Annotated in this window: 23 protein-coding genes; 14 read left to right on the forward strand and 9 right to left on the reverse strand. The window is 32.1% G+C overall.

The window, feature by feature from the left end; all coding sequences use genetic code 11:
* Positions 1-6 precede the first annotated feature (6 nt).
* Positions 7-1,857, forward strand: a complete 1,851-nt coding sequence (locus B3792_RS11475; protein WP_312068377.1) for a CocE/NonD family hydrolase — start codon at positions 7-9, stop codon at positions 1,855-1,857.
* Positions 1,858-1,913: 56 nt separating this feature from the next.
* Here the strand turns inward: B3792_RS11475 and B3792_RS11480 are convergent, their stop codons facing one another.
* Both B3792_RS11480 and B3792_RS11485 read right to left on the reverse strand, forming a co-directional pair.
* Positions 1,914-2,327, reverse strand: a complete 414-nt coding sequence (locus B3792_RS11480; RefSeq protein WP_038330742.1) for an OsmC family peroxiredoxin — start codon at positions 2,325-2,327, stop codon at positions 1,914-1,916.
* Positions 2,328-2,574: 247 nt separating this feature from the next.
* A complete protein-coding gene (locus B3792_RS11485; RefSeq protein WP_038330616.1) occupies positions 2,575-3,591 on the reverse strand; it encodes a YCF48-related protein in 1,017 nt (338 codons plus the stop codon).
* Between the two features lie 97 nt (positions 3,592-3,688).
* On the opposite strand from B3792_RS11485, the gene glsA reads away from it, so the two are divergent.
* The 5 genes from glsA to B3792_RS11510 all read left to right on the forward strand — a co-directional run bounded on the left by glsA (position 3,689) and on the right by B3792_RS11510 (position 9,089).
* Positions 3,689-4,717, forward strand: coding sequence for a glutaminase A (gene glsA, locus B3792_RS11490; protein ID WP_038330614.1), 1,029 nt, complete (start codon positions 3,689-3,691; stop codon positions 4,715-4,717).
* 6 nt (positions 4,718-4,723) lie between these two features.
* Positions 4,724-5,617, forward strand: a complete 894-nt coding sequence (locus tag B3792_RS11495; RefSeq protein ID WP_038330612.1) for a LysR family transcriptional regulator — start codon at positions 4,724-4,726, stop codon at positions 5,615-5,617.
* Between the two features lie 73 nt (positions 5,618-5,690).
* Positions 5,691-6,650, forward strand: coding sequence for a YeiH family protein (locus B3792_RS11500; RefSeq protein ID WP_038330610.1), 960 nt, complete (start codon positions 5,691-5,693; stop codon positions 6,648-6,650).
* A gap of 52 nt (positions 6,651-6,702) precedes the next feature.
* On the forward strand, positions 6,703-7,410 hold the full coding sequence (locus B3792_RS11505; RefSeq protein WP_219033971.1) for a peptidylprolyl isomerase: 708 nt from the start codon (positions 6,703-6,705) through the stop codon (positions 7,408-7,410).
* Between the two features lie 29 nt (positions 7,411-7,439).
* Positions 7,440-9,089 (forward strand): B12-binding domain-containing radical SAM protein, encoded by a 1,650-nt coding sequence (locus B3792_RS11510; protein ID WP_219033972.1) that lies wholly within the window; start codon positions 7,440-7,442, stop codon positions 9,087-9,089.
* Positions 9,090-9,146: 57 nt separating this feature from the next.
* On the opposite strand, the gene B3792_RS11515 is transcribed toward B3792_RS11510, so the two are convergent.
* The 5 genes from B3792_RS11515 to B3792_RS11535 all read right to left on the reverse strand — a co-directional run bounded on the left by B3792_RS11515 (position 9,147) and on the right by B3792_RS11535 (position 16,258).
* A complete protein-coding gene (locus tag B3792_RS11515; protein ID WP_219033973.1) occupies positions 9,147-10,553 on the reverse strand; it encodes an efflux transporter outer membrane subunit in 1,407 nt (468 codons plus the stop codon).
* Between the two features lie 2 nt (positions 10,554-10,555).
* Entirely contained in the window at positions 10,556-13,711 is a 3,156-nt protein-coding gene (locus B3792_RS11520; protein ID WP_291048550.1) for an efflux RND transporter permease subunit, read from the reverse strand.
* 13 nt (positions 13,712-13,724) lie between these two features.
* Positions 13,725-14,966, reverse strand: a complete 1,242-nt coding sequence (locus B3792_RS11525) for an efflux RND transporter periplasmic adaptor subunit (RefSeq protein ID WP_038330599.1) — start codon at positions 14,964-14,966, stop codon at positions 13,725-13,727.
* A gap of 7 nt (positions 14,967-14,973) precedes the next feature.
* Positions 14,974-15,468 (reverse strand): GbsR/MarR family transcriptional regulator, encoded by a 495-nt coding sequence (locus B3792_RS11530; protein ID WP_038330593.1) that lies wholly within the window; start codon positions 15,466-15,468, stop codon positions 14,974-14,976.
* A gap of 229 nt (positions 15,469-15,697) precedes the next feature.
* On the reverse strand, positions 15,698-16,258 hold the full coding sequence (locus B3792_RS11535) for a hypothetical protein (RefSeq protein ID WP_291067680.1): 561 nt from the start codon (positions 16,256-16,258) through the stop codon (positions 15,698-15,700).
* Between the two features lie 192 nt (positions 16,259-16,450).
* On the opposite strand from B3792_RS11535, the gene B3792_RS11540 reads away from it, so the two are divergent.
* Entirely contained in the window at positions 16,451-16,984 is a 534-nt protein-coding gene (locus B3792_RS11540) for a hypothetical protein (protein ID WP_115000382.1), read from the forward strand.
* Positions 16,985-17,040: 56 nt separating this feature from the next.
* The gene (locus tag B3792_RS11545; RefSeq protein WP_038330588.1) at positions 17,041-17,487 is read left to right on the forward strand and encodes a KTSC domain-containing protein; all 447 of its coding nucleotides are present in this window, start codon (positions 17,041-17,043) and stop codon (positions 17,485-17,487) included.
* Between the two features lie 71 nt (positions 17,488-17,558).
* Here B3792_RS11545 and B3792_RS11550 read toward each other — a convergent pair whose 3' ends face one another.
* Together B3792_RS11550 and B3792_RS11555 are read right to left on the reverse strand one after the other, a co-directional pair.
* Positions 17,559-18,533, reverse strand: a complete 975-nt coding sequence (locus B3792_RS11550; RefSeq protein ID WP_038330586.1) for a deoxyhypusine synthase family protein — start codon at positions 18,531-18,533, stop codon at positions 17,559-17,561.
* Between the two features lie 31 nt (positions 18,534-18,564).
* Complete coding sequence (locus B3792_RS11555; protein WP_291069632.1) at positions 18,565-19,947, reverse strand: arginine decarboxylase; 1,383 nt, start codon at positions 19,945-19,947, stop codon at positions 18,565-18,567.
* Between the two features lie 415 nt (positions 19,948-20,362).
* Here B3792_RS11555 and B3792_RS11560 point away from each other — a divergent pair, with 415 nt between their 5' ends.
* From B3792_RS11560 to B3792_RS11585, 6 genes are all read left to right on the forward strand, one after another.
* The gene (locus tag B3792_RS11560) at positions 20,363-21,136 is read left to right on the forward strand and encodes a ParA family protein (protein WP_038330582.1); all 774 of its coding nucleotides are present in this window, start codon (positions 20,363-20,365) and stop codon (positions 21,134-21,136) included.
* A gap of 5 nt (positions 21,137-21,141) precedes the next feature.
* Entirely contained in the window at positions 21,142-22,032 is an 891-nt protein-coding gene (locus B3792_RS11565; protein ID WP_291069634.1) for a ParB/RepB/Spo0J family partition protein, read from the forward strand.
* On the forward strand, positions 22,022-22,600 hold the full coding sequence (locus tag B3792_RS11570; RefSeq protein ID WP_291061701.1) for a DUF5683 domain-containing protein: 579 nt from the start codon (positions 22,022-22,024) through the stop codon (positions 22,598-22,600). Before B3792_RS11565 ends, B3792_RS11570 begins: the two co-directional genes overlap by 11 nt.
* Positions 22,601-22,609: 9 nt before the next feature.
* Positions 22,610-23,314 (forward strand): 4-hydroxy-tetrahydrodipicolinate reductase, encoded by a 705-nt coding sequence (dapB, locus tag B3792_RS11575; protein ID WP_291061703.1) that lies wholly within the window; start codon positions 22,610-22,612, stop codon positions 23,312-23,314.
* Positions 23,315-23,340: 26 nt separating this feature from the next.
* Positions 23,341-24,903: a signal peptidase I gene (gene lepB / locus B3792_RS11580; protein WP_219033981.1), complete on the forward strand. Its 1,563-nt coding sequence runs from the start codon at positions 23,341-23,343 to the stop codon at positions 24,901-24,903.
* A gap of 100 nt (positions 24,904-25,003) precedes the next feature.
* Complete coding sequence (locus B3792_RS11585) at positions 25,004-25,609, forward strand: WbqC family protein (RefSeq protein WP_180904454.1); 606 nt, start codon at positions 25,004-25,006, stop codon at positions 25,607-25,609.
* Positions 25,610-25,611 lie beyond the last annotated feature (2 nt).

The following is a 25,611-nucleotide window of genomic DNA, read 5'->3' on the forward strand; positions in this document are numbered from 1 at the left end:
AAACACGTGAAAAAATTTACTCAAAAAGCCACTCTACTTAGTCTTATTTTGATGAGTGGGATTAGCTATGCGCAAGATGCAAAAGCAGATTCTGCCTATGTTAGAGAGTATTATGAAAAGACTGAACAATTAATTCCGATGCGAGATGGAAAGAAATTGTTTACAGCTATTTATACGCCAAAAGATCAAACCAAAAAATATCCTGTTTTACTTAATCGAACGCCTTATACAGTTGCGCCTTATGGAGCAAATGAGTATAAAAAATCGCTTGGAAATTTCCCTGCAGAAATGCGCGAAGGATTTATATTCGTGTACCAAGATGTGAGAGGAAAATGGATGAGCGAGGGTGAATTTGAAGATGTACGACCTGTTAATAAAACGAAAAATAAAAAAGCGATTGACGAAAGTACAGATACGTACGACACATTGGAATGGTTGGCAAAAAACATGAAAAATTACAACCAAAAAGCTGGAATCTATGGAATTTCTTATCCAGGATTTTATTCGACAATGAGTTTGGTTAATTCACATCCAACGCTAAAAGCTGTTTCGCCACAAGCACCAGTTACGAATTGGTTTTTAGGTGATGATTTTCATCACAATGGTGTTTTATTTCTGAATGATTCTTTCAAATTTATGTCGTCATTTGGTGTGAAACGTCCGCAACCAATTACGCCAGATAAAGGTCCAAAATCATTAGAATATCCAATCAAAGATAATTACCGTTTTTATTTAGAAGGCGGATCTGTAAAGGAATTGAAGGATAAATATTTCCAAGATAATATCAAATTCTACAATGATTTGTTTGCGCATCCTGATTATGATCAATTTTGGCAAGATCGAAACCCTTTGCCGCATCTTACCAATGTGAAACCTGCTGTGATGACGGTTGGTGGTTTCTTTGACGCAGAGGATGTTTATGGTGCTTTTGAAACCTATAAAGCGATTGAAAAACAAAATCCGAATGCAACAAATATTTTGGTAGCTGGACCTTTATTTCATGGTGGTTGGGTTCGCTCTAAAGCCGATACATTTGGTGATATGCAGTTTGGAACGCCAACAGGAGAATATTATCAGCAACAAATTGAGTTGCCTTTTTTCAATTATTATTTAAAAGACAAAGGAAATTTCAAACCAACAGAAGCGCAAATTTTTATCACAGGTTCTAACGAGTGGAAACATTTTGATACTTGGCCTCCAAAGAATGTGTCAACGCAGAAAATGTATTTGCAAGCTAACGGAAAAATATCTTTTCAACAGACTAATAATGCAAGTTTTGATGAATATGTAGCAGATCCAAATAATCCTGTTCCGTATCAAGGTGGTGTTTTGGAAAGTCGTCCTCGAGAATATATGGTCGACGATCAACGATTTGCGTCAACTCGACCTGATGTTATGATTTATCAAACTGATATTTTAACTGAAGATATGACGATTACAGGTCCAATTATCAATCATTTATTTGTTTCGTCAACGGGAACAGATGCTGATTACGTGGTAAAATTGATTGATGTTTTCCCTGAAGATATACCAAAATATAATGGAAAATTGATGGCTGGATATCAAAATTTGATTCGTGCCGAAATTATGCGAGGAAAATACCGCAATAGTTTTGAAAAGCCCGAAGCAATGGTTCCTAATCAGAAAACAAATGTGACGTATGCTATGCCAGATGTTGGACATACTTTCAAAAAAGGACATCGTATCATGATTCAAGTTCAGAATACATGGTTTCCTTTAGCCGACCGTAATCCGCAACAATTTATGAATGTTTACGAAGCAACTGCGAAAGATTTCTTGAAACAAACACAACGAATTTATCACGATTCTTATATCGAAATTCCAGTTTTGAAATAACAAAAAAAATCCAACAAGTAACTTTGTTGGATTTTCTATTTTGATTGAAACAATTCTTAAACTAAAACTGCAGAAACCAATACTTTTTCGAAGCTAAATGCAACACTTATCGGGCAAGTTTCTTCTGCTTCTTTTGCTATTTTCTGAAATTCTTCATCTGTAATCGAAGGAATTTTTGCTGTTAAACTTAATTCTGAGCGAACAACTTTTCCTCCTTCAAAAACAATTTTACAATCGGTTTCTAATTTTTCTGCTGTATATCCTGCTTCTCCTAATAAACCTGATGTTTTCATTGTAAAACAACCTGCATGAGCCGCTGCCAAAAGTTCTTCTGGGTTTGTTCCTACTCCTTCTTCAAATCGACTTTTGAACGAATATTGTGTATTATCTAATACTGTACTTTGTGTGGTTAGTGTTCCTGATCCTTCTGTAACCGAACCATTCCAAACTGCTTTTGCACTTCTTTTCATTTTTGAATATTTTTTAGATTGAATTTTATTAAAGTTAAAGATTATGAAATCATTAGAAGAATAAATTCTCAACTTTAAGAATAATTTTAACGAAAAAAGTTCAGATAAAATTATCTGAACTTTTGCTAAAAAAACTACTAACCACCCTTTACTATGAATTGTATTAGGTTATTCGAATATACTAAGAAAATGATTATTTATAAAATTGAAAATCAATTTCTAATCTAATTTTAATGTTAGAAATCTTTTACAACGTAACTTTTCCAATCTTACCTTTATTTCCTACCAAAATCACATATTTTTTATCTGGCGAAACTGTACACGTATTGTAACTATCTTGTGTAATAGTTGTCCAATTGTGCCCTCCATCTGCTGAATAATCTACTCCAGAATAGCCACAAACCAAGACTTTATCTTTTGAAATAATTGTTACGCCAGATTTATATCCTGTTGGATATTTCCATGAATCTTGAAAATCAATTTTACCATTTGTCAACTTAAATTTATAGAAATTATAACTCGAATCTTCTGGTTTTGTAAAATCACCACCAACTAAATAACCTACATTATTCGTTGCGTCATAAGCCATTCCATTAATTCCAGAAGTAGAACTTTTCGTTTTCTCTAACACGTACATTTGACCACCTTTTGGGGTATAATAGTATAAATTAGACAACTCACCTCCTGTCACAATCAAGGTTTGCTTCGCATCTACATACAAATTACTTCCACTTGACGCAAAAAAAGCTTCTTTCGGATTTTTCAATCGCAAAGGTTGACCGTGAAGCGATTTCGCAACTTCCCATTTAGTCGGATCAGTAATCGAAGATGTTAATACAAAAGGTTTATCTGGCGACATTGGATCGCCTAAAACAGTAATTTTCTTCGAAGTTTTATCCACATAAATTGCATTTAAAAAAATACCTTTTTCATTATTTTCATAAACTTTATTCCACGATTTCCCTCCATCTTTCGTTTGCAAAATATATGCAGGATAATCAATTCCTAAAGCCAAATAATTATCTTTTCCTAAAACCTCTACATCTCTAAAATCTCTGTTCTCAACAACCTTCGGATTAATCCAATTAAATGTTTTTCCTCCATCTGTCGTTTTTCCAATTGTATTTTTTGAGCCAGAAACAATAAACGTTTTTGCATCCTGAAACGCCAAACCTCGGTAACTAACAGACGAATTTTCCTCATTAATCACTTGATAGGTTTGCGCAAAAGACAAACTCGATAACAATAGGACGAAATATTTCATTTTTTTATAAATTTTAGATTCTACATTTTATATAAAACTATTTTATCTCGGCGAATCAACCAAATATTTTTTAAGTTTGTGTTTTACATCAAATAAAATGAAACGATATACATTCTCAACATTAATTTTAAGTCTTACCTTAACGTGTTTTAATCCAATCAATCATACGGTTTATGGACAGAATACATCAAAAAATAGTTCAAAAAGCTTACAGATTAATGAAAAAACATTAAGCGATATTCTCGAGAAAAATAAAGCTTTTTACAAAGAAGGAAAAGTTGCCGATTATATCCCAGAATTAGGAAAAATGCAAGCGGATAAAATCGCTTTTTCTGTGGTTAATGAGAATGGCAAAGTGATAAATGTTGGCGATGTCAACCAAAAATTTACAATTCAAAGTATTTCTAAAATCATTGCGTTAATGATTGCTGTTACGGAAAAAGGAGAAAAAAATGTATTTTCTAAAATAGGTTATTTCGGAACGGATAAACCATTTAATCACTACGCAAACCTCGAAACGACAGGGAAACCTCTTAATCCGATGATGAATGCTGGTGCAATTTTAACGACATCAATGATTGAGGGTGAAGGTGAAATTCCTTTCAAAAAAATCCTTGAAATGGTTCGTTACATCACCAAAAACAATTCGATAGATTATAGTAAATCGGTTTATAATTCTGAAAAAGAAACGGGAAACAAAAATCGTGGAATGTTTTATTTGATGAAAAATAATAGTTTGATTGAAGGTGATGAAGAAAAGTTGAACAACTATTTTAAACAATGTTCTATCGAAGTAACTGCCGAAGATTTAGCTAAAATTGGGTATTTCTTTGCGCATCAATGCACACGTTTTGATGGGGATACAACGTATAAAAATGCGGAAGTTTCACAATTAATTCAATCGCAAATGTTGACTGCCGGAATGTATGAATTTAGTGGCGAATATTCTCGCACCGTTGGATTACCAAGTAAATCTGGCGTTGGTGGAGGAATTACCGTTACCGTTCCAAATAAAATGGGTATTGGCGTTTTCAGTCCTGCACTCGACGAACACGGAAATTCTGCGGCTGGTTATCATATGATTTTGGATTTGGTAAAGCAATACAATTTAAGTTTATTTCAATAATTTCTTATGTTCGATTTTAGATTAAAAGTTTTTGATACGGTTGCTAAACGCTTGAATTTCACGAAAGCAGCAAACGAATTAAATATAACACAACCAGCTGTTACAAAACACATTAAAGAAATCGAATTAAATCTTAACATTAAGTTATTCGAGCGAAATGGGACGAAAATAAAATTGACCAAAGCTGGTGAAATCCTATTAAAATATACAGAGGAAATCTTTTCTGTTTATCAAAAAATGGAATTTGAAATTGGACAATTGCAAGAAAAACAAAAAGGATCTTTGCGTTTGGGTGCAAGCACGACGATTGCTCAATATGTGTTACCACCTATTTTGGCAGAATTTCGAAAAAGATTTCCTGAAATTCAGTTGAGTTTAGTTATTCAAAATTCTGAAAAAATTGAAGATTTATTAGCGAATCATAAAATTGATGTTGGATTAATTGAAGCTCAAATCAAAAATAGAACGTTTCATTATTTTCCTTTTATGAAAGATGAAATTGTGTTAGTTTCTCGCCAAAATCATTCTATTTCTATTAAAAACAACATCAAATTAGATGATTTAAAGAATATTCCATTAGTTTTTCGCGAACCTGGTTCTGGAACTTTAGAAACCATAGATTTAGCTTTAAAATCAAAAAATATAAAGCTAAACGAACTAAATATCGAAATTCAATTGGGAAGTACAGAAAGTATAAAATCGTATGTGTTACATTCAGATGCTTTAGCGTTTTTATCGATTCAATCCATTTTACAAGAACTTAAAAATCAAACTTTAACTATTATTGACATTAAAAACCTTGTGATAGAGCGTAATTTCAATTTTATCATTCCAGAAGGTGAACAATCAAAATTGGCGAATTTATTTATTGATTTCTGTAATCGTTATAACTTAAAGTAATAATAGATTACTTTTTATCATTTCTTTTTGAATAATAAGTACAAGAAATTTGTACCATAAAATTATTCAAATCATGAAAAATATACATTCAGAAAAAGGCTTATTTCAACAATTCACAACACAAAAAATTATCTTTTTAATTTGTGCATTTCTATGTTTAATGCCTTTTATAAGCTCTCCTATCGCATTAGTTTTAGGATTTGCTGTTGCGCAAATATTTGGAAATCCATACGAAGTACAATCACGAAAAGTATCAAGCACTTTACTGAAAGTTGCTGTGGTAGGTTTAGGATTCGGAATGAATATCTTTTCGGCTATACAAGCTGGGAAAGAAGGAATTGTATTCACCGTTGTAAGTATTTCTACGTTGATGATTTTAGGATTTTTATTTACCAAACTCTTCAAAATTGAAAAAGCTACAGGATACTTAATATCAGCAGGAACAGCAATTTGCGGAGGAAGTGCAATCGCAGCAATCGCGCCAATTATAAAAGCAAAACCCAATCAAATTTCGGTTGCATTAGCTGTGGTTTTTACCTTAAATTCAATTGCCTTATTGATTTTTCCACCACTTGGACATTTATTCAATTTATCTCAACACGAATTCGGTTTATGGTGCGCCATCGCCATTCACGACACAAGTTCAGTCGTTGGAGCAGCAAGTAAATACGGCGAAGAAGCCTTACAAGTCGCTACAACAGTGAAATTAGCACGTGCACTTTGGATTATTCCATTATCGTTTTTAACCTTATTGTTTTTCAAAAACACCACATCAAAAATTAATATTCCGTGGTTTATTGGTCTATTTTTAATCGCTATTTGTGTAAACACCTATGTACCTTTTGTTCATCAATTTAGCCCAATTATTATCGATTTATCAAAAGCAGCACTTACACTTACATTATTCTTAATCGGAACAAGTTTATCATTCAAAATGATGAAAAACATCGGTTACAAACCGCTATTAATGGCTATTATTTTGTGGGTAATTATTGGAGTTGGAAGTTTAATTATGATTATGAATTTAGCTTAAAATCATTCAGATTTCTATATTTGTTGCTATCTTTAGAACAAGAAAATTTACAATGAATCATCGATTATTAAAAAATATTGCACTCGGAATTGGATTTTCAATTTCGAGTTTTGTTTCTGCACAAACTTATACTTTAAAATTCAAAACTAATTACGGAAAATTTGATGTAATGTTATATGATTTCACTCCCAAACATCGCGATTTGATTTTGAGTGAGATTAATAAAGGAACTTATACAAATGCACAATTTAACAGAGTTGTGAAAGATTTCGTCATTCAAGGAGGCGAATTAGATGATCCTATTTTGGCGCGAGAAGCCGAACATCCAGAGCAAAAACCGATTCGTTTAGCGCCAGAATTTAATCCGAAAGCTTTTCATAAAATGGGAGCTTTAGGTGCTGGTCGAGATGGAAATAAAGAAAAAGCTTCTTATTACAATCAAATTTATTTTGTTGTAGGAAAAAAAATTACAGCGAAAGAATTAGATGATTTGGAAACTAAAAAAGGAATCAAATTTACAGCAGAACAACGCGCTGAATATTTAAAAAATGGCGGACAGCCTCGTTTAGATCATGATTTTACAGTTTTTGGAGAAATTACAAAAGGTTTAGACAAAGTCATGAAAATTAGTGAATTTGAAACAAAGAACGAATTACCATTAGAACCTGTTATTTTTTCAATCAAAGTGAAAAAGAAAAAAACGCCTACAAAATATAACAAAACAAGTGTTTCTTTGGGCGGTACAGCGATAGGTTTTTAATTATTATTTTTGCAAATCAATTACAAATTATGCAATCATCAATTTTATTAACGACTTTAAACGCAAAATATATTCACCTCAATTTGGCAATTCGTATTTTGTACGATTTAAATCATCATCATGGAAATATTTTTTGGAAAGAATTTACGATTAAATCTGACTTTGATGAAGTTGCAGAAAAATGCGTTAAATACAATATTATCTGTTTTAGTTGCTACATTTGGAATATTACGCAGACGTTAGAAGTTTGTAAACGAATCAAACAAATTTCTCCTGAAACTAAAATTTTGTTGGGTGGACCAGAAGTTAGTTACGAATATGATGATGTGATTGCAAATGATTATATCGACTATATCATTGTAGGTGAAGGAGAAATTCCGTTCGAGGAATTTGCAGCAAATTATCCCGCAATAGAAAATGTACCGAATTTAGTTTACAAAAAAGAGAACAAAGTTGTTTTCAATGCACAAAATATTCAATTTGATATTAATCGATTAAAAGGTCGAAATCCTTATCAATACGATAATCCAGCGGATTTGGAAAAGAAGGTTTGTTACATCGAAACTTCTCGTGGATGTCCTTATAAATGTGAGTTTTGTTTAGCAAGTTTAGACAATAAAATGCGCTATTTGCCGATGGAAACCATTAAAGAAAATTTGTTGTATTTGATGAAGCATGGAAAAACAATTAAGTTTTTGGATCGAACATTTAATATAAAACGTGATTTTACGATCGAATTGTTTCAATTTATTTTGGATCATTATCGTGAAGGAAATGTTTTTCAGTTCGAGATTACAGCAGATATTGTTCATCCTGATATTATAAAATTCATCAACGAAAATGTTCCAAAAAATCTTTTCCGTTTCGAAATCGGAATTCAAACCGTTAATCAACAAAGTAATCGAGAAGTTTCGCGCAAGCAAAATTTTGAAAAAACGTCAAATGTTATCAATCAATTGAAAGATCGTATTGAGATGCATTTAGATTTAATTGTTGGTTTACCTTTGGAATATATTGATGATTTGAAATTTAGTTTCGAAGAAACCTTTAAACTATATCCACCAGAATTGCAATTAGGTTTTCTGAAATTTCTGAAAGGGACTCCAGTTCGTCAAAAATATGAAAACTATGGTTACCATTTTGATCCAATGCCGCCTTATCAAATTATAAAAAGTGATTTTTTAAGTGAAAATGATTTAGAAAATATTACTGCTTTAGAAAATGCTCTGGAGATTTATTGGAACAAACCAAGAACGCCAGAAACGCTGAAATATATTAGTCAAAAGTATTCTATTTTCGATTATTTGATGGGATTAGGACAATATTTTGAGCAGCATCATTTGTTTCACAAACATACCTTGAACGATGTTTTTCAAACGATTTACGATTTTGCGCAAACATTTACAAACGACAAAATTATATTAGAATTAATCGCGATTGATTATTATAGTTTTCATAAATCAAAACCAAAAGATTTATTTGAAATGGAACAAAAAATTGAAGAAGATTTGAGTGAACTTGCTTCTCATCCAAAAAGTAAATTTGTTTCGATTCCAATTTCATTTGATTATCTAATTTGGAAAGATGAAAATCGAATTGAAGAAACTACTGAAAATTGGTTAATAGAATTTGTAGGAACTTCTCACAATATTATTCATTGCGAAGTTTTAGAGAAATAGAAGTATAAAAAAACCTCTCAAATATTTGAGAGGTTTTTTTCTTAAGATTAGAATTGCTTATTGCCATCCACCTCCAACAGCGCGATATAATTCGACCATTGATGATAAAGATGATAATTTCGCATCAACAACATTCAATTCAGCATTCAACCCATTGTCTCTTGCTGTAATTACTTCTAAATAGTTTGCCATACCGTAGTTTAACAATTCTTCAGAATAGGTAATTGCTTGATTGTATAATTGATATTCTTTTTGTTTATATTCAGCTTTCTTCGTTGCTGCATCGTATGTGTATAACGCATCAGAAACCTCTTTACTTGCATTTAAGATTTTGCTTTTATAATTAATCAAAGCATTTTCTTGATTTGCTAAAGCAACTTCTTTTTGCGTACGCAATTTACGTTGTTGTAACAAAGGTTGAGTTAAGCTACCGATCACCGTTGCAAATAAAGATTGCGCACTAAATAATTTATCAATATCAATTCCTTGTACACCACCTGTTGCAGTAATAGAAAGAGAAGGATAAAAACTTGCATTCGCAACGTTAACATTCTCAAAAGCGTTCATCAATCCAAACTCTGCAGCTTTGATATCAGGACGATTTTCTAATAATTGAGCTGGAACACCAACAGATAATTTTTCGTCAATTTTTTGAGAAGCTAAGTTTGTACGATTAATAGATTGAGGATTTGTTCCTAACAAAATACTCATCACATTTTCATTCATCTTAATTCCATTTTCAACGTCAACCAATAATGATTTCACATTGAACAATTGCGCTTCTGTTTGGTTAACTGCAACTTCTGTTACATTCCCAGCTTCTTTCAAAGCTTTCGTTGTTTCTAAACTTTGCTCGCGGTTGATTAAAGTTTTATCTAAAATTCTTTTTTGCTCATCTAAAGCCAATAAGTTGTAATATGCATTTGCAATAGATGCAACAATTTGCGTTTTTACCGCTTTGTGTGCTTCTACAGTTTGCAAATAAGTTGCTGCAGATGCACGTTGATTACTTCTAATTTTACCCCAAATATCTGCTTCCCAACTTAAGTTCCCTGAAACTTCGTATTGACTTTGTGCACGTTTTGACATCAATGCACCAAATTGAGTATTACGAGAGTTTTCTGTAAACGTATATTTCGGACCTACAGATAAAGTTGGTAAATAACCTGCTTTACCTTGTTTAGCATACGCCTCAGCAACTGCAATATTTTGCAGTGCTGAACGTATATCTAAATTATTTTGTAAACCTTGATTAATCAAAGCTTGTAATTGAGTGTCTGTAAAAATTTGTTTCCAAGAAACAGTTGCAACACTTGCACTGTCTTTTGCAATAACATCTGTTCTGAAATTTGCTTCATTTACAACAGCTTCAGGACGATGATAATCTTTTGCTACGAAACAAGACTGAACAGCAAACAATCCAGCTGCGATTAAAGTAATATTAAATATTCTGTACTTTTTCATTTTTAGATTGAATTATTATGTTCAATTTCTTCTTGTGGACGATCAAATTTAACTGGTTTAACTTTTTCTTGTAATGTTTGGAAAACAACAAACAATACTGGAATAACAAATAAACCTAAAATTGTACCTACCAATAAACCAAATGCTGCTCCAGTAGCTACAGAACGGTTACCAGCAGATGATACACCTGTTGCAAATACTAATGGCATTAATCCTAAAATAAAGGCAAAAGATGTCATCAAAATTGGACGTAAACGAGCTTTAGCTCCATCTATAGCTGCCTGAACAATTGACATTCCGTGTACACGTCTTTGTAAAGCGAACTCTACAATCAAAATGGCATTTTTAGCGAGTAACCCAACCAACATGATTAAGGCAATTTGGAAATAGATATTATTTTCTAATCCAGCTAACCATTGAGATAAATACGCCCCCATCATACCACAAGGAACAGATAATAATACTGCGAATGGTAAAACATAAGATTCATATTGTGCAGATAAGATAAAGTACACGAATACGATACATAAAGCAAAAATCATTGCTGTTTGAGAACCTGAATTAATCTCCTCACGAGTAAGACCTGTAAAGTCAGTACTATAAGAAGTAGATAATGTTTGTTCAGAAACTTGATTAATTGCTGTAATCGCATCACCTGTAGAGAATCCTGGTTTTACTGCTCCTGTAATATTAGCTGATGTAAATAAGTTGAAACGGTTAACAGAGTTAGGACCATACACACGTTTTAAAGTCACAAATTGTGAAACTGGTGTCATTGAACCTGCATCCGTTTTCACGAACATTTTATTTAAGCTTGTTTCATTGATACGATCATCTGGTGAAGCTTGAATGTACACACGGTATTGTTTACCAAAACGTGTAAAGTCAGCTGCATATAATCCTCCAATATATCCTTGTAAAGTTGAGAAAATAGAACTTACTGAAACACCAGATTGTTTTGCTCTTTCAATATTAACATCGATTTCGTATTGAGGAAAACCTGTGTTTAAAGATGTTTGAGCATACATAATTTCTGGACGTTGCATTAAAGCACCAATATATTCCTTTGCAACTTTATCAAAATCAGCAATATCTCCACCTGTTTTATCTAATAATTTCAACTCGAAACCAGAAGACATACCAAAACCTGGAATTGATGGTGGTTGGAAGAAAATCATTTGAGCATCAGGAATTTGAGCTGCAGCACCAAATAATTGTCCAATGATTGATTGTACTGATAAAGCATCTGTTGTACGTTCTTCGAATGGCTTCAATTTAATGAACATCATACCATAGTTAGAACCAGCTCCAGAAATAATAGAGTTACCCGAGATAATTGTTGCTTTATCTAATCCAGGAATTTTTTCAATTTTTTTCTGGAATTCTTTTTCAACTTCATATACACGGTCCATAGAAGCACCCGCTGGTAACTCGATATTACCAATAATAAACCCATTATCTTCAGTTGGTACGAAACCTGTTGGCATCATCTTTCCAACACCCCAAATTCCTAAACCACTTACAATAATCAATAAGAATGAAATCCATTTGTGTTTAATTAAAAATTTGAATGAATTACCATATTTATGTGTCATACGATCAAATGAAGCATTGAAAGCATCAAAGAATCGCTGAATAAAGTTACGTTTTTGCTCTCCTTCTTGATGTGGTTTTAAGAATAAAGCACACAATGCTGGAGATAATGTCAAGGCATTTAATGCCGAAATTAAAATGGCAACAATTAAAGTAATACCAAATTGTTTGTAGAATACTCCGGTTGGTCCTGAGATAAATGTTACTGGTACGAACACCGCACACATTACTAATGTAATCGAAACGATTGCTCCAGAAATTTCATCCATCGCATTTTTTGTTGCATCCATAGGAGCTTCGTGATGAGACTCCATTCGAGCATGCACGGCTTCCACCACAACAATGGCATCATCTACCACAATACCAATGGCGAGTACTAAGGCAAATAACGTTAATAAGTTTAACGAGAATCCTGCCAAATTAAGGAAAAAGAATGTACCAATAATAGACACTGGTACCGCAATCAATGGTACTAATGTAGAACGGAAATCTTGTAAGAAAATATATACAACAATAAATACTAAGATAAACGCCTCTATCATTGTGTGAACAACTTTAGAAATAGACGCATCTAAGAATGTATTTGTATCCATTAAGATAGTGTAAGAAACTCCTTCTGGTAATAATTTAGAAGCTTTTTCTAACTCAGCTCTTAAGTTTACAATAATTTCTTGTGCATTAGATCCTGGCGTTTGATAAACAGCAAATACAGCAGAAGGATCTCCATCCATTGCAGAACGTCCTGCATAAGATTGAGCACCAAATTCTACATTCGCTACATCTTTTAATCTAAGAACCTGTCCGTTTGGTAAAGATTTAATAACAATATTACGATATTGATCTTCTGTCTTGTATCGCCCAGAATATGTGATTGTATATTGGAATGATTGTCCAGAGTTTTCCCCTAACGAACCAGCAGCAGCTTCAAGAGATTCTTGAGATAAAGCTGCAGAAACTTCAGAAGGAACTAAACCATAACTTGCCATACGAGAAGGATCTAACCAAATACGCATAGAATAAGTCATCGCACCAAATACAGTTGCATCCCCTACACCGTTTACACGTTTTAAGGCTGGAATAATGTTGATGTTCAAATAATTCTGAAGATAAATCTCATCATATTTAGGGTTTGTTGAACTAAACGAAGCAAACATCAATGCTGATGTCTGTTGTTTTTGTGTCACAACCCCAGAACGAGTTACCTCCGAAGGTAATAATGGTGTAGCACGTGCCACACGGTTTTGTACGTTTACCTGTGCGATATCTCCATCTACACCTGGTTTAAATACAACATCGATAGAAGCAGAACCGTTATTAGAGGCAGTAGAAGAAATATAATCCATTCCTTCAACCCCGTTCACCTGTTCCTCTATCGGAATAATTACAGACTCCATTACTGTCTTTGCATTCGCTCCGGGATACGAAGCTGAAATTTTTACAGTAGAGGGTGCAATATCTGGATATTGTGTTACCGGAAGCGATATAAGCCCCAGTATACCCAATATCAATATAAGGATAGAAATTACCGTAGATAGTACGGGTCTTTCAATAAACTTTTTTAACATATCTATTTACAATTTAGAATACCGTTTTTGTCGATTCTACGATTTGATCAAAGTTTGCTGGAGTTGGTTTAACAGCTGTTTTATCACGTAATTTACCTACACCTTGTGCTACAACTTTATCACCTTTTTTCACTCCGTCTTTTACAACTGCCATATTGTTAGCTCTTTCTACAACAGTAATTGGAGTTGCGTAAGCTGTATCTTTTGTTACTTTGTAAACATAAGTCATACCTTGTTGTTCAAATGTTGCAGCCTCTGGCACAACCAATACATCAACATAAGTTTTTGGAACACGAATACGTCCTGAGTTACCATTTGCCAAAAGCTTAGCTTCATTATTGAACGTTACACGGAAATCAATTGTACCTGTTGTTGGATTAATTTGACCAGTTACAGTTTGTATTTTACCTTTTTCAGGATAAACATCTCCATTAGCTAATACTAATTCTACTGCTGGAATTTTGTTTAATTTATCTTTTAAACTAGCTCCTTCTGATTTAGAAATAAAGTTTAAATATTCTTTCTCATTCATAGAGAAATAGGCATATACTCTACTTGTATTTGAAACTGTAGTAATTGGAGTTTGATCCGTAGGACCAACTAATGTCCCTTGACGAGAATTAATAGAACCAACTACTCCACTAATAGGTGCTCTTACAACAGAATAGTCAACATTTGCTTGCGCTCCTTTATAACTTGCTTGCGCTTGAGTAACACCAGCCTGCGCTTGAGACTTAGCAGCTACAGCTTGATTATAACTCGCTTGTGCTTTTGCTAGATTAGCTTTTGCAGTTTCTAATTGTACATTACTAATAATGTTTTTCTGTACCAAAGGAGTTAATTTGTTTACCTCTACCTGAGCTGCTTGCACTGCCGCTTGCGCTGCACTTACATTAGCCTGAGCCGCTTTTACATTAGCTTGCGCAGCACCAACACCAGATTTTAAAGCATCCGCATTTTGAGTTAAAACATTTGTTTCTAATTTGAACAAAGGCTGACCAGCTTGTACATATTGGCCTTCATCAACATAAACTTCTGTAATGTATCCTTGGATTTTTGCACGAACATCATTATTTACGATACCTTGAATATTTGCAGGGTATTCATCATAACTCGTCACCACTTTCGTAGGCACATCAACTACCGGATAAGGTGTTGGACCTTGTGCTTGTTGAGCAGCAGCATTGTCTTTCTTTCCACAAGAACTCAAAGCTATTGCCAAAGCACCAACCATTATAACGTTAACGTTTTTCATATTACTTTTACTTATTTTCTAGTTGAATTTTATTTATTTTTTGTATTGTTTCGTCTAATATCACTTTTGTTTGATTAAGATGTTCCAAATAGATATCAACTACTCTATTTTCAACATTTTTAGAAAGCGTATTATTCGCTAGTTTATGTTCTTTTATTCGATTTGTATAACCTATATCTTGAGAAATCATTTCAAATAAAAAATCTAATTTCTCTGTCAAATAATTAAAATTTAATCTAAAATATCTTTTTCTAGAGTTAATTTTATTTATGTACTCGATGTGTTTCATCGATAGTAAGTAGTTAATAGAGTTTGATAAGGAACTTTTACTAACATTAAAAATCTCAAGAAGCTCTTCAAACGTGAATCCTTCCTCATCAGACTCTAAAATCATGTATGCTTGCAACTTAGCTGTCAATGGAGGAAAACTGTAAGTTCTCTCCAAAAAAGCACTAAAGCTGCAAAAAAGATCCGAATTACATGCTTGATTTTTTATATTCATAATGTGTATAATCTACAAAACCATGCAAATATAAAATAGTTAGTTCGGTTTACACAGAACTAACTATACTTTTTTCGTTATTTAACAATAAATTAAATTAATAATTTGTTAATCCACTATTTTTAAGACTAACAAAAAATAGACCAAACCAATTAATAATAAGTCAATTATAGTAAATTTAATTATTATTTTATACAATATTAGATAAGCAACCTTTTGTTTAAAAGAACTATTGAAGTTTAAAATTTATAGGAGTTTTTCTTAAAAAAGTATTAATTTCATCAATATCGTTCTGGTAATCAAATTTTAAATCTTCATGAAATTTTTCAAAAATAGAAAAAATCAATTTCAATCTGCCATGTTGATAATTGTATAATTTTTCTGCATTATCTCCTGTTGTATAAGTTTCAAAAAGATAAGGATAACGACTAAAAGATTCTTGAATGATATATTTTCTCAATTCAAATTCTGACACTTTATCTTTCGTAATTTGAACATGATAGTTCACAATTCCACTCAATGTTTTTAACGTCAACAACAATTGACGATGACTTCTATTTATGTTAATCTGATTAATTAAGTGATGAGACTTTTCAAACTGAAAATCAATCTTTTCATAAATATTTTTTACACGATCTTGCAAATCATTTTCATTCTCTAATAATTGAAAATGCAAATGTTCTACTAAAGTTTCATCTTTATTGATAAGACGCAAAAGAAGTTTATCTTTTTCTTTTGAAGGAAGATCTAAAATAGAATTTTTCAATTCAGGAACGTCTTTCAATTTCATACTTATTTTGTTTGTTGTTAGCTTGTTTAAAATTACAAAAATATTCGAGATAATTCATTTAACACAAAACGATTAAATCATATAAATAATGTATATTCGAAAAAATAAATCATAACCTAAATGCCAAAATCACTCAAAATCTACATCATTTCTTCAGTTGTTCTCATTTTATTTTTATTGAGTTTAAACCTTATGGGTTTGAATTTAAAAGGAGAATATACCTATCATATTCTTGCTTGGACTTCGATTATCTTCACCTTTTACATCGTTATTAAATTTTGGAAAATTATCTATATCAAAATTTATGGTTTTTTACTTTTTGCTTTAGTTGGATTGAGCATTTTACCAATGGCAATTCTGTTTCTATCTATCGTTAGTTTTTTATTCAATATGAATACAATTCAAACCATTAAAGTAAACGATGAATATAAAATAGTAGTTACGAAAAAAGTTATGGCAATGAAACGTGCTTATATCTATAATTCTGAATCTAAATTTCCTATTTTAGAAAAATCAAACAATATCGCGAGACCAGATTATAGTGATATTGTTTCTGAAACATTAAATATTAATTCTGATGATCCAAAGCTATATGAATACGAAAACGAACCTATTCAGCAAGCTAAACTGATTTCTATAAACAAGGATAGTATTGGAATTGAATATCAAATTCTCAACAAAAAGAAAATTATTTATCATAACCTTAACGAAACTTATGGATATTAAGCGCATTTCGTGATTTATAATCCGTACTTTTGCACTCCGAAAAAAGGATTATAATTATGAAAAGCGTTGTAGAACACAGAAAATTACTTGGAGTTGATAAAAATGTAACTCTAAAAGAGTTGAAAACAATTTACAGAAATACGATGAAAGATGCGCATCCTGATAAATTTATCAACGACGAAGCAGGTAAAATAGAAGCTGAAGAAAAAAGTAAAGTTGTGATCGAAGCATACCACTTTTTAGTAAGTATTAATCCTGAAACGCACGAAAAAAACAAAGAAGAATATACGATTACAACTGCAAAATCTAACATTCATGATTTTTATATGGATGAACAAATTTTGAAAGTAGAACATTTAGATGGAAATCATTACGAGTATTTTGGTGTTCCTAAAAACACGTACATCAAAATGGTAAATTCTGACTCTCCAAGCCGTTTTGCTAGAAGACATATCTATGGAAAATTTACACATAGAAAAGCTGGTGAAGCAATGAAAGATTAATTATCTGAACAATATAAAACCAAAAACCACTTCAATTGAAGTGGTTTTTTTTATGCTTAATATTCTATTGATTAGTTTCCTAAAATATAGTTGAAAATCAATGGCGCTACGATTGTCGCATCAGATTCTATCATATATTTTGGCGTATCAACATCTAATTTACCCCATGTAATTTTCTCATTTGGAACTGCTCCAGAATAAGATCCGTAAGATGTTGTAGAATCAGAAATTTGACAGAAATATGCCCAGAAAGGAACATCTGTCCACTCTAAATCTTGGTACATCATTGGAACAACACAAATTGGGAAATCTCCAGAGATACCACCAGCAATTTGGAAGAAACCTACACCTTTACCATCAGAATTAGCACGATACCACTCTGTTAAGTAAATCATGTATTCAATTCCAGATTTTACTGTAGACGCTTTTAAATTACCTTTGATTACGTTAGACGCAAAAATGTTTCCTGTTGTAGAGTCTTCCCAACCTGGACAAACGATAGGTAAATTTTTCTCAGCTGCAGCAACAATCCAAGAATCTTTCGGATCAATTTCGTAGTATTGCTCTAAAACTCCAGAATTTACAACTTGATATAAAAATTCGTGTGGTAAATAACGCTCACCTTTTTCTTCAGCAGCATGCCAAACATTCTCTAAATGCTCTTGTAAACGACGAAAAGCCTCCTCTTCTGGAATACAAGTATCTGTAACACGATTGAAGTGCGTATCTAACAATTCGCGCTCTTCCTCTGGCGTTAAATCACGGTAATTTGGAATTCTTTTATAGTGTGAATGCGCAACTAAATTCATTACGTCTTCTTCTAAATTTGCTCCTGTACAAGAAATGATGTGCACTTTATCTTGGCGAATCATTTCAGCTAATGAAATTCCTAATTCAGCAGTAGACATTGCTCCACCCAAAGAAATTAACATTTTACCACCTTCTAACAAGTGTTGCTCATATCCTTTTGCAGCGTCAACTAAAGCAGCTGCATTAAAGTGTCTATAGTTATGTTCTATAAACTGACTGATTGGTCCTTTACTCATTTTATTTGTATTTTATTTATTTAAAATTCAATTATTTGTATCCCAAAGTATTCAACACATCTTGATGCGTTTGTTCTTCTGAATATACTTTTGCTTCATAATTTTCGTCAATCAAAATATATTTGGGCTGAGGAATTAAACAGTGATTAATTCCACCAAAACCACTAATATTATCTTGGTAAGCTCCTGTATTAAAGAAACCGATATACAATGGTTTTGCTTGATCATATTTCGGAAGATAAATGGCATTTACATGCTGTTCTGAGTTATAATAATCATCAGAATCACATGTTAAACCTCCTAATAATACACGTTCATACTTATCGTACCAACGGTTAATTGGCAACATTACAAATCGTTTCGAAATTGCCCAAGCATCTGGCAAAGTTGTCATAAAAGAAGAATCGATCATATCCCAATACTCTTTATCATTTTGTTTCTTTTGATAAAGAATTTTGTAGACTACTCCTCCACTTTCTCCAACTGTAAACGAACCAAATTCTGTAAAAATATTTGGAACAGCAATTCCTTCTTCATCACAAATCATTTTAATTTGCAACAAGATTTCTTTCGCCATGTATTCGTAATCATATTCGAAATTCAACGAATTTTTGATTGGGAATCCACCACCAATATTCAAACTATCTAATTCTGGACAAACTTTTTTAAGGTTTACATAAACTCTCAAACATTTTGTCAACTCATTCCAATAATATGAATTGTCTTTAATTCCTGTATTGATAAAGAAATGAAGCATTTTCATTTTAATGCGTTCATTTGGTTTTACCATTGTTTGATAAAACGGTACAATATCCTTGTACCCAATTCCTAAACGAGAGGTATAAAACTCAAATTTTGGCTCTTCTTCAGATGCAATACGAATTCCGATTTCAAAATCACCTTCAATTGCTTCTGAAAACAAATCAACTTCTTCGTAATTATCAATCACTGTGATTGTTTTACGATGTCCGCTATTTACCAAACGAGCAATATTTTCTACATATTCCTCACGCTTGAAACCGTTACAAACAACATACTGATCGTCTGTAATCAAACCTTCTCCAATCAAATTTTCGACAATATTAATGTCAAATGCAGAAGATGTCTCAATGTGAATATCGTTTTTTAATGCTTCACCTAAAATGTGACGAAAGTGAGAACTTTTTGTACAATAACAATAATTGTAAGTTCCCTCATAGTTTAACTCTTCACGCGCTTTTTCGAACCAACCTTTCGCTTTCTGAATGTTTTGCGAAATTTTAGGCAAATATGTGAATTTTAATGGTGTTCCATGTTCTTCGACCAAAGCTTTTAGGTCAATTCCATTAAATTTTAAGTACTCTCCATCTAATTCAAATTCATCTTGTGGAAAGTCAAATGATTGCGTGATTAAATCTATGTATTTAGTTTTCATTATGCTTTATAAATGTTACGTGTGTTTAATAATTCTAAAAATTTTGCAAAAAAATTAGGGTATTACAGACGTATCGCATAATATACATTGCGAAGCAATAAGGGGAAAGAATAATTCTTAAATTCGTTTCTATTCATTAAAACTACTGCGTTAAAGCTCTTTCTATTCTCAACGCTTTCGAATAAAAGGTTAAAACTCATCAACTTTTTTTATTAAAAAAATTATAAAAATACTTGTCGCAAATATAAGTTTTTTAATTCTGTTAAAAAGATAAAATAATATTAAAATTTAGCTTTACAGAACTGATGTTTTATGATGTAAAACAAATATTCAACAATTATTCAAAAATTTATTTTTTCTTTAAGGTTTAGCAAGGTTAAATATTGTATTTTTGAAATCGTTTTGAACGTAAATTATGGGTAAAATTATTGCTATTGCTAACCAAAAAGGTGGTGTTGGTAAAACGACAACTTCGTTAAACCTTGCCGCTTCATTAGGTGTTTTAGAGAAAAAAGTTTTATTAATTGACGCAGATCCGCAAGCAAATGCAACATCTGGTTTGGGTTTTGATTTGGATGAAATCGAAGCAGGAACCTATGAAGTATTGGAAAATGAAGTACTTGCAAGCAAAGCTATTTTACAATCAGAATCGCCAAACCTAGACTTGATGCCTGCTCATTTAGATTTAGTTGCTGCCGAGATTGAGATTGTAGATTACGAGAACCGCGAATACATGTTAAAAAACGCGTTGTCAGAAATCAAAGATCAATATGATTATATTATTATAGATTGCGCGCCTTCACTTGGCTTGATTACTTTGAACGCGCTTACAGCTGCTGATTCTGTGATTATTCCTATTCAGTGCGAATATTTTGCGTTAGAAGGTTTAGGTAAATTATTAAATACGATAAAAGGAATTCAACAACATCACAACAAGGAACTGGATATCGAAGGTTTATTGTTAACGATGTATGATTCTCGCTTACGCCTTTCTAATCAGGTTTTAGACGAAGTGAACAATCATTTTCCGCAAATGGTTTTCAAAACAATTATTACTCGAAATGTACGTTTGTCAGAAGCACCAAGTTTTGGCGAAACAATTATTCAGTACGACGCAGCAAGTAAAGGTGCAGAAAATTACTTAAATTTAGCGCGTGAATTTTTAATTAACAACAACGATACAGTTTAAATAAAATGGCAAAGCCAAATAAAAATAATCGCTTGGGACGTGGATTATCTGCTCTATTAAAGGATGAACCAACTGTAAAAACTGCACAAGATGAAGGTGCTAAAAAATTGGTTGGAAATATTTTGGAAATAGATTTAGAAAAAATCACCGCGAATCCTTGGCAACCACGAACGAATTTCGATAAAAAAGCTTTAGAGGAATTGGTTTCGTCTATTCAAACATTAGGCGTTATTCAACCAATTACGATTCGTAAAAAACCAACAGGTGAATATGAATTGATTTCTGGTGAAAGACGTTTTCGCGCTTCGCAATTAGCTGGTAAAAAAACAATTCCGGCTTATGTGCGTTTAGCAAATGACCAAGAAATGCTGGAAATGGCATTGGTCGAAAATATTCAGCGTCAAGATTTAGATGCGATCGAAATTGCGCTTTCTTACCAACAATTGATTGATGAAATCAAGTTAACACAAGAAGAATTAAGTAAACGTGTTGGGAAAGACAGAACGTCTATTACCAATTATTTGCGTTTATTAAAATTAGACCCAATTATCCAAACAGGAATTCGTGACGGAATGATTTCAATGGGACACGGTCGCGCTTTGATGGCTATTGATGATACTGATTTACAATTTGATATTTACGAAAAAATTGTCAAAAACAATTTATCTGTACGTGATACAGAACGTTTAATCAAATCGATAAAAGAAGGCAAACCTGAAAAAAAAGCAACAAATGAATTGCCTTATCAGTACAAAGAAGCATTAAGTTCTATTTCAAATTTATTGAATACGAAAGTTGAAATAAAACGTGCAAATAATGGAAAAGGTAAAATCATTCTGAATTTTACTTCAGATGATGAGTTTGAACGATTAAGAAAATTTTTAAATGAAAATTAAATCATTCTTACTTGGATTAACGATCTCTTCGACGTTTGCTTTTGGTCAGGTTAAAACGGATTCTTTAGTCGTTGTCGAAAATAATATTATTGTAAACGATACAATGAGCGTAACTAAAGAAGTTTTGATGGAAAAAAGTCCAATTAGAGCATCTTTGTATTCGGCTATTTTACCTGGTGCTGGACAATTGTACAACAAAAAATGGTTAAAAGCACCTATTGCGCTTGGTTTAGTAGGTACAGGAACAGGTTTCACGATTTATTACAATAATTTGTACAAAAAATACCGAAAAGCTTATATTGCGGTAAGAGAAGGAACACCAAACGAATTCACAGGAATTTTATCTGCAGAACAATTGGCAGTTATTCAAGATGATTACAAACGAAAACGTGATTATAGTGTCGCTTTAACTGCATTAGCTTATTTATTAAATATTGTAGATGCTACTGTTGATGCGCATTTATTCACAGTTCGTAATGACACAGAAATGTCATTCAAACCAACAGTCATTCAAGATGAAATGACATTAGAGCCAGTTTTAGGATTGGCATTTAACTTAAAATTTTAGAAATTACAGATGAAAATTGCATTAATAGGATACGGAAAAATGGGAAAAGCCATTGAAGAAATTTTAATTCAACGCGGACACGAAGTTGTACTTAAAATATCTCGTACTCCACTTGCGGAAGAATTAAATGATGTTGAAGTTGCAATAGAATTTTCTAGACCAGAATTTGCTTACGACAACCTTAAAGTATTACTTGAAAATAAAGTCGCAACAATTTGTGGAACAACAGGATGGTTAAATAAACAAGAAGAAATTAATCATTTAGCAATTTCAAATAACACCGCTTTTTTATATGCTTCTAACTTTAGTTTGGGCGTTAATTTATTCTTCGAATTAAATTCTATTTTAGCTCGAATGATGAATAAATATCGTAACGAATACCAAATTAATCTAGAAGAAATTCATCATACACAAAAGCTTGATGCACCTTCTGGAACAGCGATTACAATTGCAGAAGGAATTATTGACAATTCAACATATAATTCTTGGTCGATGGACGAAAAAGCAAAAGACATTATTCCAGTTGAAGCAAAAAGAATCGAGGATGTTCCCGGAACACATATCGTACAATATAACTCTGATGTAGATACTATTGAGATTTCTCATACGGCGCATTCTCGCAAAGGTTTTGCCTTAGGTGCCGTGATTGCTACGGAATGGATTTGGAATAAACAAGGTGTTTTCACAATGAAAGATGTACTTGAACTGAACTAAATTAAAATACTAAATATCAAAAACTTATGCATGTACTAATTTACTGGTTAATTGGTTTTATTATTGCCAATATAATCTTTGGAGCTGCAACTTGGAAATTATATAAAAATGCTGGAAAGCAAGCAATTCAAGCTTATATTCCTTTTCTAAATATCTGGAAAGGTTTAGAAATTATCCATCGTCCAAAATGGTGGATTATTCTATTTTATTTGCCAATTGTTGGTCCTATTTTTTGGTTAGTATTCTTTGTTGATTTAGGAGATTCTTACGGAAAAATTGAAACAAAAGACAAAGTCATTATGGTTTTGACTTTAGGTTTATACATTTTTGCGGTTAATTATTCTGATAATCCAAAATATTTAGGTCCAGAAAAACGCAAACCAACATTTGTTTCTTCCTTAATTTTTGCCCTTGTTTTAGCAACTTTGGTTCATAACTGGTTTATTCAACCAATGATTGTTCCAACAGGATCAATGGAAAATACAATCAAAATTGGTGATGCTTTATTTGTAGAAAAAGTAAGTCACGGAGCGCGTGTTCCTATGACACCAATCGGAATTCCATTCTCAGAATTTATTTACCGAGATGGTTTTATCGACAAAGCTCGCCTACCTTATATGCGTATTCCAGGTTGGAGAGATTTAAAATCGAACGACATTGTTGTCTTCAACTATCCTACAGATTCTATTTACAATGCGATTGATCGTAAAGATGCTTATGTAAAACGTTTAGTTGGTTTACCAGGAGAAACTGTACAGATTCGTAATGGAGTTTTATATGTAAACGATAAAAAATTCATTCCGAAAAAAGATGCACAAGTTCAGCATGCTTATACAGTTGTTGTAAAAACTCCTTTCAGTGATAAATTATTATACGATAATTTTGGAATCATAAGTACAGATTATAATGCTGCAAAACAAAGCGACGGAACATTTATTTATCAATTTGCAGCTTTGACTGATGCTCATGTTACAGCAATGAAATCTAATGCAAATGTAGTTTCTGTTGAACCTATTTTACAACCTGTAGGTGAAAAAACGGAACATATTGTAAATGGAAAAATTGATAGTACAAACACTATTTTTCCAGTAAACAAAAACTGGAATCCTGATCAATACGGACCTTTATACATTCCGAAAAAAGGTGATGTAGTTGATGTTAACAAAGAGACTTTAGCGCAATATATTAACATTATTCGTCGCTATGAAAACAATACATTAAGAGTTGATTCTACAAACGGTAAGTTTGATGTATTTATCAATGATCAAAAAACAGATAAATACGAAATCAAACAAAATTACTATTTTATGGTTGGTGATAACAGAAATCAATCATTAGATGCACGTTTCTTTGGTTATGTTGGAGAAGATCATATTATTGGTCGTCCTATTATGATTTGGGCAAATATGAACGGAATGTTCGAGCCTGCTGCTCCTAAGAAATTTATTTGGAATCGTTTCTTTACATCAATTAATAATGATAATCCTGACAAAACTTCTTACGGAATTTATGTTCTAATTGCCTTAATTGGTTGGATTGGATATGATATTGTAAAAGCTCGTAAAGAGAAAAAGAAGAACAAATATTAATAAAAAGAGCGATTAAAATCCTCTAAATTATAAAATTAACAACACTATAAATGTGCATTATAAGCTACTTGTAATGCACATTTCCATATAAAATAATAGAATGAAAAATACGTTTGCAGCTTTTTATTTTGGACCGATTGATTACTATGCAGAAATGGTAAAAAGCCAAACTTTGGATATCGAAGTTCAAGAAAATTTTCAAAAGCAAACTTACCGTAACCGCATGTATATTTTGGGTGCAAATGGTAAATTAATGTTGAATATTCCAATTTTACACAACGGAACACGTTTGTTCAAAGATTTGCAACCTTCTTATGAATATGATTGGCAAAAAGAACACATCAAATCTTTAAAGTCAGCTTATCAAAGTTCTCCATATTTTGAATATTATGAAGATGAAATTATTCCAATTTTAGAACAAAAAGAGAAATTTCTTTTAGATTTTAATCTAAAAACAATTGATTTCATCAACAAGAAATTAAGCTTAGATTTGGAGATTTCTAAAACTGAAACCTATCAAGATCTGAATCCTGAAAATGATTTCAGAAATCAATTTTCTGCTAAAAAAGCACCTCAGTATAACCTACCAGAATATGCACAAGTTTTTGATGATAAATTTGAGTTTATAGAAGGTTTGAGTATCTTAGATTTACTTTTTAGCGAAGGACCAAGTGCCGCAGTATATTTAAAAAACTTAATAAAATAACA

This window comes from Empedobacter sp. UBA5924 (genome assembly GCF_002431085.1).
In the GTDB taxonomy this organism is placed as follows: domain Bacteria; phylum Bacteroidota; class Bacteroidia; order Flavobacteriales; family Weeksellaceae; genus Empedobacter; species Empedobacter falsenii_B.

Coding starts and splice junctions, on each gene's coding strand:
- B3792_RS11480 (WP_038330742.1), bottom strand. CDS start 2,327: ATGAAAAGAAGTGCAAAAGCAGTTTGGAATGGTTCGGTTACAGAAGGA.
- B3792_RS11485 (WP_038330616.1), bottom strand. CDS start 3,591: ATGAAATATTTCGTCCTATTGTTATCGAGTTTGTCTTTTGCGCAAACC.
- glsA (WP_038330614.1), top strand. CDS start 3,689: ATGAAACGATATACATTCTCAACATTAATTTTAAGTCTTACCTTAACG.
- B3792_RS11495 (WP_038330612.1), top strand. CDS start 4,724: ATGTTCGATTTTAGATTAAAAGTTTTTGATACGGTTGCTAAACGCTTG.
- B3792_RS11500 (WP_038330610.1), top strand. CDS start 5,691: ATGAAAAATATACATTCAGAAAAAGGCTTATTTCAACAATTCACAACA.
- B3792_RS11505 (WP_219033971.1), top strand. CDS start 6,703: ATGAATCATCGATTATTAAAAAATATTGCACTCGGAATTGGATTTTCA.
- B3792_RS11510 (WP_219033972.1), top strand. CDS start 7,440: ATGCAATCATCAATTTTATTAACGACTTTAAACGCAAAATATATTCAC.
- B3792_RS11515 (WP_219033973.1), bottom strand. CDS start 10,553: ATGAAAAAGTACAGAATATTTAATATTACTTTAATCGCAGCTGGATTG.
- B3792_RS11520 (WP_291048550.1), bottom strand. CDS start 13,711: ATGTTAAAAAAGTTTATTGAAAGACCCGTACTATCTACGGTAATTTCT.
- B3792_RS11525 (WP_038330599.1), bottom strand. CDS start 14,966: ATGAAAAACGTTAACGTTATAATGGTTGGTGCTTTGGCAATAGCTTTG.
- B3792_RS11530 (WP_038330593.1), bottom strand. CDS start 15,468: ATGAATATAAAAAATCAAGCATGTAATTCGGATCTTTTTTGCAGCTTT.
- B3792_RS11535 (WP_291067680.1), bottom strand. CDS start 16,258: ATGAAATTGAAAGACGTTCCTGAATTGAAAAATTCTATTTTAGATCTT.
- B3792_RS11540 (WP_115000382.1), top strand. CDS start 16,451: ATGGGTTTGAATTTAAAAGGAGAATATACCTATCATATTCTTGCTTGG.
- B3792_RS11545 (WP_038330588.1), top strand. CDS start 17,041: ATGAAAAGCGTTGTAGAACACAGAAAATTACTTGGAGTTGATAAAAAT.
- B3792_RS11550 (WP_038330586.1), bottom strand. CDS start 18,533: ATGAGTAAAGGACCAATCAGTCAGTTTATAGAACATAACTATAGACAC.
- B3792_RS11555 (WP_291069632.1), bottom strand. CDS start 19,947: ATGAAAACTAAATACATAGATTTAATCACGCAATCATTTGACTTTCCA.
- B3792_RS11560 (WP_038330582.1), top strand. CDS start 20,363: ATGGGTAAAATTATTGCTATTGCTAACCAAAAAGGTGGTGTTGGTAAA.
- B3792_RS11565 (WP_291069634.1), top strand. CDS start 21,142: ATGGCAAAGCCAAATAAAAATAATCGCTTGGGACGTGGATTATCTGCT.
- B3792_RS11570 (WP_291061701.1), top strand. CDS start 22,022: ATGAAAATTAAATCATTCTTACTTGGATTAACGATCTCTTCGACGTTT.
- dapB (WP_291061703.1), top strand. CDS start 22,610: ATGAAAATTGCATTAATAGGATACGGAAAAATGGGAAAAGCCATTGAA.
- lepB (WP_219033981.1), top strand. CDS start 23,341: ATGCATGTACTAATTTACTGGTTAATTGGTTTTATTATTGCCAATATA.
- B3792_RS11585 (WP_180904454.1), top strand. CDS start 25,004: ATGAAAAATACGTTTGCAGCTTTTTATTTTGGACCGATTGATTACTAT.